Origin of the sequence: Auraticoccus monumenti (assembly GCF_900101785.1) — a bacterium.
Classification (GTDB): Bacteria; Actinomycetota; Actinomycetes; order Propionibacteriales; family Propionibacteriaceae; genus Auraticoccus; species Auraticoccus monumenti.
Map to the genome: position 1 here is coordinate 2564369 of NZ_LT629688.1, position 14982 is coordinate 2579350.

Sequence of the window (14982 nt, forward strand, 5' to 3'; positions counted from 1 at the left end):
CGTGAAATCTTGAACTGGCCCGCTTTGATTCCGCTGCATCAAGCGTATAAGCGTCATCCTGGCTGATGTGTGGCAGTAGTGACGGACATCGGCCTATGAGGGGACGCCCAGATGGCCACCGACAGAGCGTCCGTCCGCCCGGCGCCGAGGTCGGAGGACCGGCCCGACCTACGCCGAGCCGGGTTGTGTGACCCGGCGCCGGTGCTGCGTCTGGCCGCTCCCGGGCCGCGCGCAGTGGCGGCCGGGCCACGCCGAGTCGGGCCGCGCGGACCGACGCCGACTGTCCTCTGCACGACCTGCGTACGCCGGATGTCCGGGCCCTGGCACGGTCGTGCACACACCGACCCGAGGGCGCCGGCTGTGTCCCGACACGCGCACGACGGCTCGCGTCGACCCGACTGCCGTGGCACGGGCCCGCTCCCGGGGGACGGCCGCGCGGCGGGCCCCCGGAGGAACACGCCGCGCGGCGAAAGTGGTGTCGACCGGCTCAGCGCAGGTCGAAGCGGTCCAGCTCGCTGACCTTGACCCAGGCGGCGACGAAGTCGCGGACGAACTTCTCCGCCCCGTCGACGCTGGCGTAGACCTCCGAGACGGCCCGCAGCTGGGAGTTCGACCCGAAGGTCAGGTCGACCCCGGTGGCGGTGAAGCGGGGCTCACCGGTGCTGACGTCGACGATCTCGTAGACGCCGTCCTCGGAGGTGGCGCGCCACTGCGTGCCGGGAGCCAGCAGGTTGACGAAGAAGTCGTTGCTCAGCGTCCCCGGCCGGTCGGTCAGCACGCCGTGCTGGCTGCCGCCGACGTTGGCCCCGAGCACCCGCATGCCGCCCAGCAGCACCGTCATCTCCGGCGCGGACAGGTCCAGCATGTAGGCCTTGTCCAGCAGCAGGGTCTCCGGACGGAGCCGCTGGCCCTCGCCCACCCAGTTGCGGAAGCCGTCCGCGCGCGGCTGCAGGTAGCCGACCGAGTTGGCGTCGGTCTGCTCCTCGGTGGCGTCGGTGCGACCGGGGTGGAAGGGCACGTCCACCTCGACACCGGCCGCACGGGCTGCCTGCTCGACCGCGGCGACCCCGCCGAGGACGATCAGGTCGGCCAGCGAGATGAGCTTGCCGTCGGTCTGGGCGGCGTCGAACTCCTGCTTGACGCCCTCCAGCACGCCCAGCGCCTGCTCGAGCTCGGCGGGCTCGTTGACCGCCCACCCGCGCTGGGGCTCCAGCCGGATGCGGGCCCCGTTGGCCCCGCCGCGCTTGTCGGTCTTGCGGAAGCTGGCCGCCGAGCTCCAGGCCACCGCGACCAGGCGCGAGAGCGGGAGGCCGCTGTCCAGCAGCCGGGCCTTGAGGGTGGCGACGTCGGACTCGTCGACCAGCGGGTGGTCGACGGCCGGCACCGGGTCCTGCCACAGCTGCGGCTCCGGCACCCAGGGGCCCAGCATGTGCGGGCCGACCGGGCCCATGTCGCGGTGCAGCAGCTTGTACCAGGCCTTGGCGAAGGCGAGGCGGAACTCCTCGGGGTTCTCCAGGAACCGCCGCGAGATCTGCTCGTAGACCGGGTCCACCCGCAGCGACAGGTCGGTGGTCAGCATCGTCGGGCGGTGCTTCTTCTCCGGGTCGAAGGCGTCGGGGATGATCGCCTCGCCGTCCTTGGCCACCCACTGGTGGGCCCCGCCCGGGCTCTTGGTCAGCTCCCACTCGTGGGCGAACAGGATCTCGAAGAAGCGGTTGCTCCACTGCGTCGGGACGTCGGTCCAGGTCACCTCCAGCCCGGAGGTGATGGTGTCGGGGCCCTTGCCGCTGCCGTAGCTGCTGAGCCAGCCCAGACCCTGGTTCTCGACCGGGGCGCCCTCGGGCTCGGGGCCGACGTGGGCGTCGGCCGGGCCGGCGCCGTGGGTCTTGCCGAAGGTGTGGCCACCGGCGATCAGGGCGACGGTCTCCTCGTCGTCCATCGCCATCCGCTTGAAGGTCTCGCGGATGAAGTGGGCGGCGGCGAGCGGGTCGGGGTTGCCGGCCGGGCCCTCGGGGTTGACGTAGATCAGCCCCATCTCGGTGGCGCCGACGTCCTCGGCCATCTCCTTCTCACCGACGTAGCGCTCGTCACCCAGCCAGGTGTCCTCCGGACCCCAGATGACCTCCTCGGGCTCCCAGACGTCCTCGCGGCCGAAGGCGAACCCGTAGGTCTCGAAGCCCATCGACTCCAGCGCGACGTTGCCGGCGAGCACGATCAGGTCGGCCCAGGAGACGCCCTGACCGTACTTCTGCTTGACCGGCCACAGCAGTCGGCGGGCCTTGTCCAGGTTGGCGTTGTCGGGCCAGCTGTTCAGCGGGGCGAAGCGCTGGTTGCCCTCACCGGCGCCGCCGCGGCCGTCGTGCACGCGGTAGGTGCCGGCGGCGTGCCAGCTCATCCGGATCATCAGACCGCCGTAGTGGCCGAAGTCGGCCGGCCACCATTCCTGCGGGGTGGTCAGCGCCTCGGTGATGTCGCGCTTGAGGGCCTCGACGTCCACCCGGGAGAAGGCCTCGCGGTAGCTGAAGTCCTCATCGAGCGGGTTCCCGGCAGGGTGGTGCGGGTGCAGCACGGTGAGGTCGATCTGGTTGGGCCACCAGTCCCGGATGGTGCGGGGGTTGGGGACCGCCGGCGTGGGCGAGTCGATCGCCGGGTTCTCGCTCTCGCTGCCGTGGGAGGTGACGCTACCGTGGTCGACCGGGCAGCCTCCCGCGGTCTTGTCGTCCAGGCCCTGGGGGCTGCCCGGGGTGGGCTGGGGTGCGGTGTCCTGCGGATCGGTCATCGACGTTCCTCTCGGTGGGGTCGCGGGGATCAGTGCGTGGTGGAGCAGGTGGGGCAGAGGCCCCGGTAGACGACCTCGGCCTCGTCCACGGTGAACCCGTGGGTGTCGGTCGGGGTCAGGCAGGGGGGCTCGCCGACCGCGCAGTCGACGTCGACGATCACCCCGCAGGAGCGGCAGACCAGGTGGTGGTGGTTGTCCCCGACCCGGGCCTCGTAGCGGGCGGCCGAGCCGTCGGCGTGCAGCCGGCGCACCAGCCCGGCCTCGGCCAGGGCCGCGAGCACGTCGTAGACCGCCTGCTGGGAGACCGCGGGCAGCTCCTGGCGGGTCAGCCGGATCAGCTCGGTGGTGTCGGTGTGGGGGTGGTCGTGGACGGCCCCGAGCACGGTGACGCGGGGCCGGGTGATCCGCAGCCCCGCGTCCCGCAGCAGCTGCTGGAGCTCGGGGATGGGGGTCATGTCCTGCAGTCTGGTGTCTTTTCTGGAATCAGTCAAGAAGAGCCGGCGTGGTCCGGTGGGCGGCGGTCAGCGCTCGGTCCGCGCCTCCGGGCCGGTGGCGCCGTACCGGGCGGCGAAGGTGCGGACGGCCTCGTCGACCACCTGCGTGACGCGCGCGGCGCCCACCTCCCAGCCGGGCACCAGCAGCGCCGGCCAGAAGACGTAGTTGGAGATCATGCCCAGGAACTGGGTGGCCGCGAGGTCCACGTCCTCGACCCGCACCGTCCCCGCCTCGTGCTCGGCCTGCAGGTAGCCGCGGACGGACTCGAAGTAGGGCATCTTCCCGGAGGAGAACTGCGCCTGGGCCAGCTCGGGGAAGCGCGGCAGCTCGGCGATGACGATCCGGAAGAGGTCGGTCATCTGGGGTCGGACCAGCAGCACGGCGTAGCGGCGACCGATGGTGGTGAGGCCGGCGACGAGGTCGCCCACGGGCGGGGCGTCGTCCTCGTCCGCGGTCGACCAGGACGCGCTGACGATGGCGTCGAACAGGGCGGCCTTGCTCGGGAACTGCTTGAACAAGGTGGCCCGGGAGACGCCCGAGCGGTCCGCGATCCGCGCCAGGGACGTCCGGTCGTAGCCCAGCTCGAGGAACAGCGCGGTCGCCGCCGTCACGATCTGCGCGCGCTTCTCCTGGGCGACGCGCTGGTGGTACGCCGGCAGGACGCTGCTCATGGGGCGGAGCATACGAGGTGAGTGGCTTGACTCGCCACGTCAGCCGACCTACTGTCGAGAGTGGTGAGTCACCTGGCTCACCACCGGGTGCTCATCGCTGAGGGTTCCGGTCGGTCACCAGCTCGTGAGGAACCCAGATGACCCGCTTCGACAACCAGACCGTGCTCGTGACCGGCGGGGCCGGTGGGCAGGGCTCGAGCCACGTGCGCGCCTTCCACGCGGAGGGGGCGAACGTGGTGATCGGTGGCCTCGACGCCGCACGTGGGGCCGCCCTGGCCGACGAGCTCGGGACCCGTGCTCGCTCCATCCACCTCGACGTCAGGGACGAGGGCTCCTGGTCCGCCGCGGTCCACGCCACCGAGAGCACCTTCGGTGGCCTGGACGTGCTCGTCAACAACGCCGGCGTCCAGAACCCGCCGGCGCTGATCGAGGACACCGACCAGGCCACCTGGTCGCGCATCCTCGACGTCAACGTCACCGGGACCTTCCTCGGGATCAAGGCCGCCACCCCTGCGCTGCGCCGGGCGGCGGGTGGGGCCGTGGTCAACATCGCCTCGACCATGGCCCTGGGCGGCACGGCCCACTACGCGCCGTACGTCGCCAGCAAGTGGGCCGTGCGGGGACTCACCCGGACCGCAGCGCTCGAGCTCGGCCGCGACGGCATCCGGGTGAACACCATCCACCCCGGCGTGATCGCGACCCCCTTCATCCACGAGCCGGCGGCCGGTGCCACCACGGCCATCGCCGACTTCTACTCGCCCGCGCCGTTCGCGATCCCCCGACTCGGGGAGCCGACCGACGTCACCTCGCTGCTGCTGTTCCTGGCGTCCTCGGAGGCGTCGTTCGTGACCGGTTCGGAGTACGTCGTCGACGGTGGGCTCCTCCTCGGTCCCGCCCTCCAGGCCGAGGCCGCATGAGCACCCCGGACGCCACCGCACCCGGCGACCCCGGACACGCGTCCCTGTCGCACCTCCCCGACCCGATCCGGCGAGCCATCGAGATCACGCCCGCCGCGGGCAGCCGGGAACGGGCCATCGACATCACCACGCGGGGACGTCGTAGCGGCCGACCACGCCGGATCGAGATCTTCTTCTACCGGGCCGCGGACGGCACGTACCTGTGCAGCGGCGCCGGGGGATCGGCGACCGACTGGCACGCCAACCTGCTGGCCGATCCCCGCTTCACCTTCCACCTCAAGAACGGGATCCGCGCGGACCTGCCCGCGCGGGCCACGCCGGTCACCGACCCGGTGGAACGTCACGCCGTGCTGACGGAGATCGTCGCGGACCTCAACCAGCCCCACGACCCCGGCACGATCCGGCCGACCCGGTTCGAGGACTGGGTCGAGAGCCGGCTGATGCGCATCACCTTCCCTGCCCAGGCGTGAGAGCCCCCGGTCCCCGTGTGATCCGTGGTGGTCGGGGCGGCCGCGTCCTCAGCCGTCGCAGGGCTGCGCCCCTGGTTCACCGAGCGGCTCGCTGCGGCTACCGGCCCGCGTGGTCGGGGGCTGCGGGCTCGTGGTCATGGTGACGTTGGTCAGGCCTGCGGGGGTCGGGTCATCGACAGCACGTCCAGCGCGGTGTCCAGCTGCTCCTCGGTGAGCCGGCCCTGCTCGACGAACCCGGACTCGACCACCACCTGGCGGATCGTCTTGCCCTCCTTGAGCGCGGTCTTGGCCACCGTGGCCGCGTTCTCGTAGCCGATGTACTTGTTCAGCGGGGTGACGATCGAGGGTGAGGACTCGGCCAGCTGGCGGCAGTGCTCGGTGTTGGCGGTGATGCCGACCACGCAGCGGTCGGCCAGCAGCACGCTGACCGAGGACAGCAGCCGGATCGACTCCAGCAGGTTGCGGGCGATCACCGGCAGCATCACGTTGAGCTCGAAGTTGCCGGCCGCGCCGGCGATGCCGACGGTGGCGTCGTTGCCCATCACCTGGGCGCAGACCATCAGGGTGGCCTCGCACATCACCGGGTTCACCTTGCCCGGCATGATCGAGGAGCCCGGCTGCAGGTCGGGCAGGGCGATCTCGCCGAGCCCGGCGGTGGGGCCGGAGCCCATCCAGCGCAGGTCGTTGGCCACCTTGGTGAGGCTGACCGCGATGGTGCGGAGCACGCCGGAGGCCTCGACCAGGGCGTCGCGCGCCCCCTGGGCCTCGAAGTGGTCGACGGCCTCGGTCAGCGGCAGCTCGGACTCGGTGGCGATCCGCTCGATCACGTCCGCGGCGAAGCCGGCCGGGGTGTTGATCCCGGTCCCGACGGCCGTCCCGCCGAGGGGGAGCTCGGCCACCCGGGGGAGCGCTGACCGGACCCGCTCGATGCCGAGGCGGACCTGGCGGGCGTAGCCGCCGAACTCCTGGCCGAGGGTGACCGGGGTGGCGTCCATCAGGTGGGTGCGCCCGCTCTTGACCACCTCGGCGAACTCGACCGACTTGGCCTCCAGCGCCTCGGCCAGGTGGGCCAGGGCGGGGACGAGGTCCTCGCTGAGGGAGCGGGTGGCGGCGATGTGGATCGCACTGGGGAAGACGTCGTTGCTGGACTGGGAGGCGTTGACGTGGTCGTTGGGGTGGACGCTGCGCCCCAGCGACCGGGTGGCCAGGGTGGAGATCACCTCGTTGGTGTTCATGTTCGAGGAGGTGCCGGACCCGGTCTGGAAGACGTCGATCGGAAACTCGCCGTCGTGGGCGCCCGAGGCGACCTCCGCGGCGGCCTGCTGGATCGCCTCGGCGACCTCGGCGTCGAGCACCCCGAGGGAGGCGTTGGTGGCGGCGGCCGCACCCTTGATGGTGGCCAGGGCCCGGATCAGGGCCGGCTCGATCGGCGTCCCGGAGATGGGGAAGTTCTCCACCGCGCGCTGGGTCTGGGCCCGGTACAGCGCCTGCGCCGGGACCCTCACCTCACCCATGGTGTCGTGCTCGATCCGGTGCTCCTGCTCCGCGCTCTGCTCCATGGGCTGCACGATAGCGGGGCCCTGACGTCCCCAGCCCGGCCCGTCGGGCCGCGGGCGGACCGGCACCGGATCAGGCCCCGCGCGGGTGCCGCGTCAGGTAGATCGCGTAGTCGATCTGGTGCCGACCGCGCTGGACGCGCACCAGCTCCTCGGTGGTCGGACCGAGGTCGGTGAGGGTGCGCTCCAGCGACGGCGTCCGGTGCTGGCACCAGACGGCGAGCACGCCCTCGGGTCGGACCAGGGACAGGGCCCGGGCCAGTACGCCGGACCGGTACAGCCGCTGGTTGCTGTCGTGGATGAGGAAGTCGGGGCCGTTGTCGACGTCGAGCAGCACGGCGTCGAAGGCGCCCTCGGGGGCGGTGTCCAGCCAGGGCACCACGTCGGCCGTGTGCAGGGTGCAGCGCGGGTCGGCGGCGACCCGACGCAGCTGCTCGGTGACGCCCTCACGGGCCCAGAAGACGAGGTCGGCCTCCAGCTCGACCACGTCAAGGTGCCGGACGTCGGCGTCGAGCAGGGCGGCGGCGGTGAAGCCCAGCCCGAGCCCGCCGACCGCGACCCGGCCGAGCCGGCCCTGCTCGACCACCAGCTGGGCCAGCCGGAGCTCCGAGGCCACCTCCTGGCTGTCCATCGCGAAGGCGCCGTTGACGATCAGCTCGTGCACCACCGCCCCGTCCGAGGACGTCCGTGCCCGCAGCACCAGCTCCCCGCGAGGGCTCTCGGCGCGTCGGAGCACCACCGGCGGGTCGGCGGGGGAGAGAGGGAGCACGGGCGGATCCTAGTGACCAGCACGACCCGGCTGGTCCCCCCGCCCGACCCGCGCTGCTCCTACGCTGTCGCCGTGCTGACGATGGGTCGTGGAACCAGGGCGTGGCTGATGGCGGTGGGTGCGCTGGCGGTCGTGGTCGCCCTGGTCGCCGTGCTGGGTGGCTGGGCGCCCTCGACCGCCCAGGCGGCGCGGGACCAGCAGCCGGGCGTGGCGATGAAGGTCCCGGGCTGGACCATCACCGTGCACCGCGCCGAGGTCGTGAACCACGACGGCGCCGACGACGACTACCCCGACGAGAAGAGCGAGGTCCGGCTGTTCCTCGACCTGACCAGCACCGACGAGGAGTCCGAGTCGTTCTTCCCTGGCGGCCTGGTGCAGGTGCAGCTCCCCGACGGCACCCCGCTGCCCGACGGCTACGCCGAGCAGACCGCGCCGTGGAGCGGTTCCTGGGACCCCGACGTCACCTTCCCCAGCGCCATCGACACCGAGCTGCCCGGCCTCGCCCTCGACGCGCCCGCGCCGTCGTCGGTGGTCGTCGTCGTGCACGACCGGGTTCCTGCGCGCGGGTTCCTCCGGACCCCTGGTGAGCTGTCGAACGGGCCGGCCCGCTGGCGCCTCGAGCTGCCCACGCCGGACCTCCGTCGACCGGTGGAGGAGTGATGCGCCGAGTGGCGGGGTGGCGGTGGATGCCGCTGCTGGTCGGTCTGCTGGTGGTCGTGCTGCTCAACTGGTGGACGCCCGACCCCGAGGTCGACCACCGGATCTCCTGGGTCGAGGGCGAGCTCGGCACCCCGACGTCCACCTCCCGGCTGACCGTGCGGGTCTCCGACGTCCAGTTCGGCCGCGAGCTGTCGACCAGCGACTACGACGAGGAGACTGTGCGCACCGAGCACGTGCTGGTGGCGGTCGCGGTCGAGGTGGACGTCCGCGAGCAGCTGTCGAACCTGCTCAGCATCTCCCTGCACACCCGCGACGGCCGCTACTACGAACCCCGCCCGGAGAACGAGGCGAACCTCGACCAGGCCGCGCCCGGGTACACCAGCACCGGCACCCCGGTCTTCCTGGTGCCGGCCGACCGGCTCGAGGGGGCTCGGCTGCGGCTCACCCCGTCCACCCGGCTGCCGATCAACCACGACTCCGGGGTCAGCATCGACCTCCGGATCACCGACCGGGACGCCGCCGTGGCCGAGGCCGACGCGGCCGGGGTGCTCGACCCGCCGGCGCCGTCGGTGGTGGTCACGTGAGGGTCCGGTCGGGCTGGACCACCCGGTTCGCGGTCGCGCTGGTGGCCGCGACCGGCACCGCCGGCGGCGTCGCGCTGCTGACCTGGCTGGTCACCAGCGACCGTCCTCCGGACCCCCTGCCGACCGGGTCCGCCGTGGCCCTGGAGCACTGGACGGTGGTCGGTCAGGGCGTGACCGTGCACCCCGTGCTCGAGGGCCCGGAGTTCGACGAGCCGGTGGTCCCGACCCCGGGGGCGAGCATCGTCGTCGCCGCCGTCGACGTCACCTTCACCGACGAGGCGGCCCTGTTCGAGAGCGGGTGCAGCGTCGTGTTCCGCACCCGGGACGGGGAGAGCGAGTGGCGGGCCGACAACAGCGCCGTCTACGACGCCTACGGCAGCGAGGACCACGGCTGCGTGATGGACCCGGAGAGCACCGACGACGACGGCGAGGTGGTGCCGGCAGAGATCAGCCTGGGGGAGACCGCCGAGCTGACCTTCTCCGTCGAGGTACCGGCCCACCTGGCCGACCAGGTGGTGGCGGAGTTCCGGATCGACTCCTTCCTGGACCGCGGTGCCGCCCTGCGGTGGTACCAGGGTGAGGAGGCGGCGTTCGTCTTCGAGCAGGACTGAGCGCCCGGCCCGCGGGCAGGCTCAGCGGACGTCGAGGGCCGCGTCGGCCGCCTCGGTGTCGGTGGCCCGCCGCCGACGGGCCAGCCGCAGGCGTCGGCTCCGTTGGTCCTCACCCATCACCCCGAGCAGGGCCCGGTCGAAGGCCGCCGCGTAGCTGGCCATCAGCAGGGTGGTGAACACCAGGCCGTGCAGCAGCTCCTCGAACAGCAGGTAGACCGACAGCTCCGGGTTGGTCAGGTCGCCGGCCACGGTGCGGGCGAGGACCAGCACCCACTGCGCCGCCGCGGTGAGCAGCGCCGTCCAGATCAGGTAGGCCGCCATCACGCTCGGCCCGGACCGCCAGACCAGACGGAGGGCGTGCACCACCGGGAGGTACTTGCCCTGCAGGTCGGCGGTCACCCAGGTGGTGAGGGCGGTCAGCGGACCCAGGTCGGCCGTCCGCTGCCGGACCGAGCTGATCACCTGCTGGGTCCGCTCGCCGGTGACCACCTGCCGGCCGGTGACGTCGCGCCAGCCGAAGACGGTGGCGGTCAGCGCCAGCCACACCAGCGGCAGCAGGATGGTGGTCGACAGCCCCGGCAGCACCGTCCGCCAGACCAGGTCGACCATCCCGGCCAGGGCCTCGGGCAGCGTCAGTTCGAACGGCAGCCGCCAGTCCGGCAGGGCGTCCAGCAGGGCGTTCCACCGGCTCTGCACGCCGACGACGACCCGACGGGTCCCGATCCAGCCGCGGAGGTCGGAGGCGGCCGCGGCCAGCGCCAGGAACGAGGCGAAGACCCACAGCCCCTCCAGCAGCAGCGCCAGAACCGCCACCCCGCTGCGCTGCACCCGCCGCTGGACGGCGTCCACCAGACGCTTCAGCACGAAGGTGACGGCGGCCAGGACGAGGTAGAACGTCACCCGGGTCAGGCTGACCGACCAGTAGTCGATCTGGTCCGCCCCCCGCAGCACGTTGTTGTAGCTGAACAGCAGGTTGACCTGCTCGTCGATCAGGCCCCAGACGGCGTAGACCGCCAGGAACGGGCCGATCACTGCGGCGACCACCGGGAGCCTGCGCTGGGCCTGGAACACCAGCCGGGGCACGGTCACCGACGCGGTCTCCAGGTCCTGCGGCTCGTCGGTGCTGACGGTGGCCGGGGCCCGCAGCCGCGGTTCCAGGGCGTGGATCATCAGCACCAGCGAGGTCACCAGGGCCAGCACCCCGACCACGAAGACCAGGGTGGCGACCACCTGGGACACCGGTCCCAGCAGCACCGAGGCGAAGACGCAGAGGATGTGCACGGTCCACCCGAGGCAGTAGAAGAACCCCAGCCGGGTGAACCCGCGCAGCCAGAGGGAGATGCTCTCGCTGGCCAGCAGCAGCAGCTCCTCCAGGGTCCTCACGCGCACAGGCTAAGGGGACGGAGATCAACTTTGGCCGTGGTTGGCGCGATGGGGGAGGATGGCCGTCGTGGCACGAGGCAATCGCAACCGCTCCAACGCGGCGGACATGTTCCGCTCGCTCGCGGTGATCCTGCTGCCCATCCTCCTGCTGGGCGCCATCCTCACCGTGCGGCTGGACGACTACCCGGTGGAGCCGGTCGCGGTCGAGCCGGTGCTCGCCCAGGCCCGCGAGCAGTCCCCGTACCCGGTGCTGGTGCCCCAGCAGCTGCCCCAGGGCTGGGTGCCCACCCGGGTCAGCTGGGTGGCGACGGGGCAGCCGGCGCTGAACGACGAGCCGTCCCCGGCCAACCGCTGGATGGTGGGCTACCTCGACCCGACCGAGACCTTCGTCGCGGTGGAGCAGAGCGACGGCCCCAGCGACCAGTTCGTCGCCGACGTCTCCCGCGAGGGCCTGCCCGAGGCCACCAGCACCGTGTCCGGGGAGCCCTGGCAGCAGCTGGTCAGCCCCGACGGCCGCACCCGCTCCCTGGTCGACGCCGACGAGGGCGTCACCACCATCGTCACCGGCGACGTCGGCTACGACGAGCTGGTGGCCTTCGCCACCACCCTCTCCGCCGGCTGACGCCGACCGCGCCCGGCGGTGCGCGCCCTAGGATCGGTCGTCCCCGACCGGAACGGTGATCGCGATGAGCAGGGCCTTCGAGGAGCTGGACTGGCAGCCGACCCCCGCCGGGGAGGTCAGCCTGCGTCGTCGCCACGACCCCCGGCTCGAGGTGGACGTCTTCGAGGTGAAGCTCGGGGAGGAGTACCTGATGTCGAGCCTGTTCACCGCCGCGGAGATCGCCCTGGCCCGGCTGGCGCTGGACCGGCTGCCCGGCTCGGGGCTGAGCGTCGCGGTCGGCGGACTGGGGCTGGGCTACACCGCCCGGGCCGTGCTCGAGGACGACCGGGTGGCCGAGCTGGTGGTGGTGGACGCGCTCGCCCCCGTGATCGAGTGGCACCGGCGGGGGCTGGTGCCGCTGGGGGAGACGCTCACCACCGACCCGCGCTGCCGGCTGGTGCAGGGGGACTTCTTCGCGATGGCCGCCGGCGACGGCTTCGACCCGACCGTCCCCGGGCGCCGGTTCGACGCGGTGCTGGTCGACATCGACCACTCGCCCCGCCACCTGCTCGCCGGTGACCGTGCGGGCTACTACGAGGTGGCCGGGACCCGGCGGCTGGCCGGGCACCTGCGGCCCGGGGGCGTCTACGCCCTGTGGTCCAACGACCCGCCGGACCCGGACCACCTGGAGGTCCTGTCCGAGGTCTTCGTCGACGTCGCCGCCGAGGTGGTGTCCTTCCCCAACCCGTTGCAGCAGCGGACGGCCAGCAACACCGTCTACCTGGCGACCGCCGCTCCCGACGTGGGCGTCACCGGGTGATCCGGGGTCCCGGAGCGAGGAGCCAGTCCGAGACGCAGGACCCGCGACGCTCGTGATGGACCTGTCGGATCAAGTTCCGCGCCCCGGCGAGCATCAGCCGGAGCCCTCGTCGCCCCTCAGCGGTTGACGTCGATCTGCGCGGCGACTCCCGCGACGTGCCGGGCGAGCGTGGCCCGGTCCGGGGCGCTGAACGGCTCGTCGGTGACGAGGACGTAGTGCAGGGCCGCAGTGAGGATGAAGGCGAAGGCCTCGACGTCGACGTCCTCGCGGAGCAGCCCCTCGCGCTGCCTGCCCGCCAGGAACTCCGTCATCACGCTGGCCCAGGACCGTGTCACCCCAGCCTCTACCGCCTGCTGGAGGAGGCCGGCGCCACCCCGTTCCCTGGTCAGGTGGGACACCAGGGCAGGGGCGTCGGAAGCGACCTGCAGGTCGGAGAACTCCATCAGCCGGTCGACCAGCCGGCCGCCCGGCCGGGCCGCCCAGGTCTCGACCTGTGAGGCGAGCTCCCTCACCGAGCGCCAGGTGAGCTCGCGCAGCAGCTCCTCCCGCGAGGAGAACGCCTTGTAGGACAACCCGACCGCGGTGCCCGCCTCCCGGGCGAGCGCCCTCATGGTCAGGCCGTCCACACCGTCTCGGGCGACGACGGCCCGGGCGTGCTCGAGGAGGGTGTCGCGCAGTGCGTCGACGTCGGTCGGTGGGCGGGGCGGCGTCATCAGGACCCTTTCGGCGGTTGACCCCGAGAGTACCTTGAACTAGCGTTCATGAACGTACGTTCACTGATGATGGTGACCACGTCCGCCGGGATCCCGGCGCCGGACAGGGAGGCACGCATGGCAGCTCAGCAGGCAGCAACCGGCATCGGTCAGGCCGACGGAGCAGGTCACCCGGGCCACCGGTGGTGGCACCGCTGGCCGACCGTGCTGGGGCTGGGAGTGGCCGCCCTGCTCCTGGCCACCGGCGCCGCAGGTCGGGAGACGGTGGCGATCGGGGCGAGTGCCGCCGCGTGGTGCTACCTGGCGGCAGCAGCCCTGGGGCGGCGCTGGCTCGGCTGGGTCGCCATCCCGGTGGCGTCCCTGGTGGTGGTGGGCAGCGAGCTGGTCGGTCTGCCGTGGTGGGTCGGACTCGGCGCGACGGGGCTCGTGCTGCTGGTCCTCGGGGTGCTCCGGTCCCCGGTCGCTCGATCTCTCCTGCTGGCTCAGGCCGCTGCGTTCGCGGTGGTAGCCGGGCTGGCCGTTCTCGCCCTGGCCTGGGACCCGTGGGCCGGGCTGGTGCTGGCGGGGCTCGTCCTGGCCAGTCACGCCGGCTGGGACGTCGTCCACCACCGGCGGGACGTGGTGGTGTCGCGCTCGCTGGCCGAGGCGTGCCTGGGCTTCGACCTCCTGCTGGGTCTGGGGCTCATCGCCGTCGCCCTCCTGGGCCGGTGACCTCGGCCGGAGCCCTCGCACGAGCAGTGACCGGCCACCCGGGCCGGGTGGCCGGTGGGCCCGGAACGCAAGACCCCCAGCCCGGTCACGGGGACCGAGCTGGGGGTCGGGGCGTCGAGGTGGGGCGATGCCGTCGGTCGGCAGAGCCCACGAGGACGGGATGGCCCTCGGGACCCCGGCGTCAGACGGAGACCGTCACTGGTTGCTGAACGCGGCGTCGAACGATGCGGTCGGGAGCTTCCAGAGGAGCTTGCGGATCGCCTCGACCGCCTCGGCCGCACCGTGCTCGCGGTCCATCCCGGCGTCCTCCCACTCGATCGAGATCGGGCCGGAGTAGCCGATGGACTTCAACGCGCGGAACGCGTCCTCCCACGGCACGTCGCCGTGGGTGGTGGAGACGAAGTCCCAGCCGCGACGGGGGTCGCCCCAGGGCAGGTGCGAGCCGAGGACGCCGGCGCGACCGGTCTGCGGGCGGAGCCGGGTGTCCTTGCAGTCCACGTGGTAGATCCGCTCGGCGAACTCCACGATGAAGCCCACCGGGTCGATGTTCTGCCACATCATGTGCGAGGGGTCCCAGTTGAAGCCGAACGCATCACGGTGGTCGATCGCCTCCAGGCTGCGGACCGAGGTCCAGTAGTCGTAGGCGATCTCCGACGGGTGCACCTCGTGGGCGAACCTGACGCCCTCGGAGTCGAAGACGTCCAGGATCGGGTTCCAGCGGTCGGCGAAGTCCTGGTACCCCTCGTCGATCACCGAGGCGGGCACCGGCGGGAACATCGCCACGTAGGGCCAGATCTTGGAGCCGGTGAACCCCACGACGGTGTCGATGCCCAGCTTGCGGGCGACCCGGGCGGCGCGCTTCATGTCCTCCGCGGCCCGCTGACGCACACCCTCGGCGTCACCGTCGCCCCAGACGTAGTCGCGCAGGATCGCCTTGTGGCGGAAGTCGATCGGGTCGTCGCAGACGGCCTGACCACCGAGGTGGTGGCTGATCGCCCAGGCCTTGAGGCCGTGCTTGTCCAGGATGTCGAGCCGGCTCTGGACGTAGGCGTCGTCCTCATCGGCCCGCTTGAGGTCGAGGTGGTCGCCGGAGGAGGCGATCTCCAGGCCGTCGTAGCCCCACGCGGCGGCCTTGGCGGCCAGCTCCTCGAAGGGCATGTCGGCCCACTGTCCGGTGAACAGGGTCACGGGGTGGGTGGACTCGGTCATCGTGCCTTCTCTCGTGTCGGGTGGTCGGTCACA

The 14982-nt window shown here is 72.2% G+C and carries 16 protein-coding genes; 8 read left to right on the forward strand and 8 right to left on the reverse strand.

Going from position 1 to position 14982, the window contains the following annotated elements; all coding sequences use genetic code 11:
• Positions 1-487: 487 nt before the first annotated feature.
• The 3 genes from katG to BLT52_RS11900 form a co-directional block, all read right to left on the reverse strand.
• Positions 488-2779 (reverse strand): catalase/peroxidase HPI, encoded by a 2292-nt coding sequence (katG, locus tag BLT52_RS11890; RefSeq protein ID WP_090593841.1) that lies wholly within the window; start codon positions 2777-2779, stop codon positions 488-490.
• 29 nt (positions 2780-2808) lie between these two features.
• Entirely contained in the window at positions 2809-3234 is a 426-nt protein-coding gene (locus BLT52_RS11895; RefSeq protein ID WP_090593846.1) for a Fur family transcriptional regulator, read from the reverse strand.
• 66 nt (positions 3235-3300) lie between these two features.
• Positions 3301-3945 carry a TetR/AcrR family transcriptional regulator gene (locus tag BLT52_RS11900; protein ID WP_090596679.1) on the reverse strand — a complete coding sequence of 215 codons (645 nt, stop codon included), beginning with the start codon at positions 3943-3945 and terminating at the stop codon, positions 3301-3303.
• 137 nt (positions 3946-4082) lie between these two features.
• On the opposite strand from BLT52_RS11900, the gene BLT52_RS11905 reads away from it, so the two are divergent.
• Both BLT52_RS11905 and BLT52_RS11910 read left to right on the forward strand, forming a co-directional pair.
• Positions 4083-4862, forward strand: coding sequence for an SDR family NAD(P)-dependent oxidoreductase (locus BLT52_RS11905; protein ID WP_090593849.1), 780 nt, complete (start codon positions 4083-4085; stop codon positions 4860-4862).
• Positions 4859-5332 (forward strand): nitroreductase/quinone reductase family protein, encoded by a 474-nt coding sequence (locus BLT52_RS11910; protein WP_090593852.1) that lies wholly within the window; start codon positions 4859-4861, stop codon positions 5330-5332. Before BLT52_RS11905 ends, BLT52_RS11910 begins: the two co-directional genes overlap by 4 nt.
• Before the next feature lie 149 nt (positions 5333-5481).
• Here the strand turns inward: BLT52_RS11910 and BLT52_RS11915 are convergent, their stop codons facing one another.
• Both BLT52_RS11915 and BLT52_RS11920 read right to left on the reverse strand, forming a co-directional pair.
• Positions 5482-6891: a class II fumarate hydratase gene (locus BLT52_RS11915; RefSeq protein ID WP_090593855.1), complete on the reverse strand. Its 1410-nt coding sequence runs from the start codon at positions 6889-6891 to the stop codon at positions 5482-5484.
• A 70-nt stretch (positions 6892-6961) separates the two neighbouring features.
• Positions 6962-7657, reverse strand: coding sequence for a spermidine synthase family protein (locus BLT52_RS11920; protein WP_090593858.1), 696 nt, complete (start codon positions 7655-7657; stop codon positions 6962-6964).
• A gap of 81 nt (positions 7658-7738) precedes the next feature.
• Between BLT52_RS11920 and BLT52_RS11925 the strand changes: the two genes are divergently transcribed.
• From BLT52_RS11925 to BLT52_RS11935, 3 genes are read left to right on the forward strand one after another with little or no spacing between them, the layout of a single operon-like run.
• On the forward strand, positions 7739-8317 hold the full coding sequence (locus BLT52_RS11925) for a hypothetical protein (protein WP_157677098.1): 579 nt from the start codon (positions 7739-7741) through the stop codon (positions 8315-8317).
• Positions 8317-8901: a DUF4352 domain-containing protein gene (locus BLT52_RS11930; RefSeq protein WP_157677099.1), complete on the forward strand. Its 585-nt coding sequence runs from the start codon at positions 8317-8319 to the stop codon at positions 8899-8901. The genes BLT52_RS11925 and BLT52_RS11930 overlap by 1 nt, the downstream gene beginning before the upstream one ends.
• Positions 8898-9512 (forward strand): hypothetical protein, encoded by a 615-nt coding sequence (locus tag BLT52_RS11935; RefSeq protein ID WP_090593867.1) that lies wholly within the window; start codon positions 8898-8900, stop codon positions 9510-9512. Before BLT52_RS11930 ends, BLT52_RS11935 begins: the two co-directional genes overlap by 4 nt.
• Positions 9513-9533: 21 nt before the next feature.
• On the opposite strand, the gene BLT52_RS11940 is transcribed toward BLT52_RS11935, so the two are convergent.
• Complete coding sequence (locus tag BLT52_RS11940) at positions 9534-10895, reverse strand: hypothetical protein (protein ID WP_157677100.1); 1362 nt, start codon at positions 10893-10895, stop codon at positions 9534-9536.
• A gap of 67 nt (positions 10896-10962) precedes the next feature.
• On the opposite strand from BLT52_RS11940, the gene BLT52_RS11945 reads away from it, so the two are divergent.
• Together BLT52_RS11945 and BLT52_RS11950 are read left to right on the forward strand one after the other, a co-directional pair.
• Positions 10963-11517, forward strand: coding sequence for a DUF4245 domain-containing protein (locus tag BLT52_RS11945; protein WP_157677101.1), 555 nt, complete (start codon positions 10963-10965; stop codon positions 11515-11517).
• 64 nt (positions 11518-11581) lie between these two features.
• Positions 11582-12316: a polyamine aminopropyltransferase gene (locus BLT52_RS11950; protein ID WP_090593876.1), complete on the forward strand. Its 735-nt coding sequence runs from the start codon at positions 11582-11584 to the stop codon at positions 12314-12316.
• A gap of 116 nt (positions 12317-12432) precedes the next feature.
• Here BLT52_RS11950 and BLT52_RS11955 read toward each other — a convergent pair whose 3' ends face one another.
• Positions 12433-13029 (reverse strand): TetR/AcrR family transcriptional regulator, encoded by a 597-nt coding sequence (locus BLT52_RS11955; protein ID WP_090593879.1) that lies wholly within the window; start codon positions 13027-13029, stop codon positions 12433-12435.
• A 117-nt stretch (positions 13030-13146) separates the two neighbouring features.
• Here BLT52_RS11955 and BLT52_RS11960 point away from each other — a divergent pair, with 117 nt between their 5' ends.
• Positions 13147-13740: a hypothetical protein gene (locus BLT52_RS11960; protein WP_197679019.1), complete on the forward strand. Its 594-nt coding sequence runs from the start codon at positions 13147-13149 to the stop codon at positions 13738-13740.
• 195 nt (positions 13741-13935) lie between these two features.
• On the opposite strand, the gene BLT52_RS11965 is transcribed toward BLT52_RS11960, so the two are convergent.
• Entirely contained in the window at positions 13936-14949 is a 1014-nt protein-coding gene (locus tag BLT52_RS11965; protein ID WP_172804032.1) for a sugar phosphate isomerase/epimerase family protein, read from the reverse strand.
• Positions 14950-14982 lie beyond the last annotated feature (33 nt).

What these genes read in the sequence shown, in the direction of transcription:
- katG (WP_090593841.1), bottom strand. Translation starts at nt 2,779, where the DNA reads ATGACCGATCCGCAGGACACCGCACCCCAGCCCACCCCGGGCAGCCCC.
- BLT52_RS11895 (WP_090593846.1), bottom strand. Translation starts at nt 3,234, where the DNA reads ATGACCCCCATCCCCGAGCTCCAGCAGCTGCTGCGGGACGCGGGGCTG.
- BLT52_RS11900 (WP_090596679.1), bottom strand. Translation starts at nt 3,945, where the DNA reads ATGAGCAGCGTCCTGCCGGCGTACCACCAGCGCGTCGCCCAGGAGAAG.
- BLT52_RS11905 (WP_090593849.1), top strand. Translation starts at nt 4,083, where the DNA reads ATGACCCGCTTCGACAACCAGACCGTGCTCGTGACCGGCGGGGCCGGT.
- BLT52_RS11910 (WP_090593852.1), top strand. Translation starts at nt 4,859, where the DNA reads ATGAGCACCCCGGACGCCACCGCACCCGGCGACCCCGGACACGCGTCC.
- BLT52_RS11915 (WP_090593855.1), bottom strand. Translation starts at nt 6,891, where the DNA reads ATGGAGCAGAGCGCGGAGCAGGAGCACCGGATCGAGCACGACACCATG.
- BLT52_RS11925 (WP_157677098.1), top strand. Translation starts at nt 7,739, where the DNA reads ATGGGTCGTGGAACCAGGGCGTGGCTGATGGCGGTGGGTGCGCTGGCG.
- BLT52_RS11930 (WP_157677099.1), top strand. Translation starts at nt 8,317, where the DNA reads ATGCGCCGAGTGGCGGGGTGGCGGTGGATGCCGCTGCTGGTCGGTCTG.
- BLT52_RS11950 (WP_090593876.1), top strand. Translation starts at nt 11,582, where the DNA reads ATGAGCAGGGCCTTCGAGGAGCTGGACTGGCAGCCGACCCCCGCCGGG.
- BLT52_RS11955 (WP_090593879.1), bottom strand. Translation starts at nt 13,029, where the DNA reads ATGACGCCGCCCCGCCCACCGACCGACGTCGACGCACTGCGCGACACC.
- BLT52_RS11960 (WP_197679019.1), top strand. Translation starts at nt 13,147, where the DNA reads ATGGCAGCTCAGCAGGCAGCAACCGGCATCGGTCAGGCCGACGGAGCA.
- BLT52_RS11965 (WP_172804032.1), bottom strand. Translation starts at nt 14,949, where the DNA reads ATGACCGAGTCCACCCACCCCGTGACCCTGTTCACCGGACAGTGGGCC.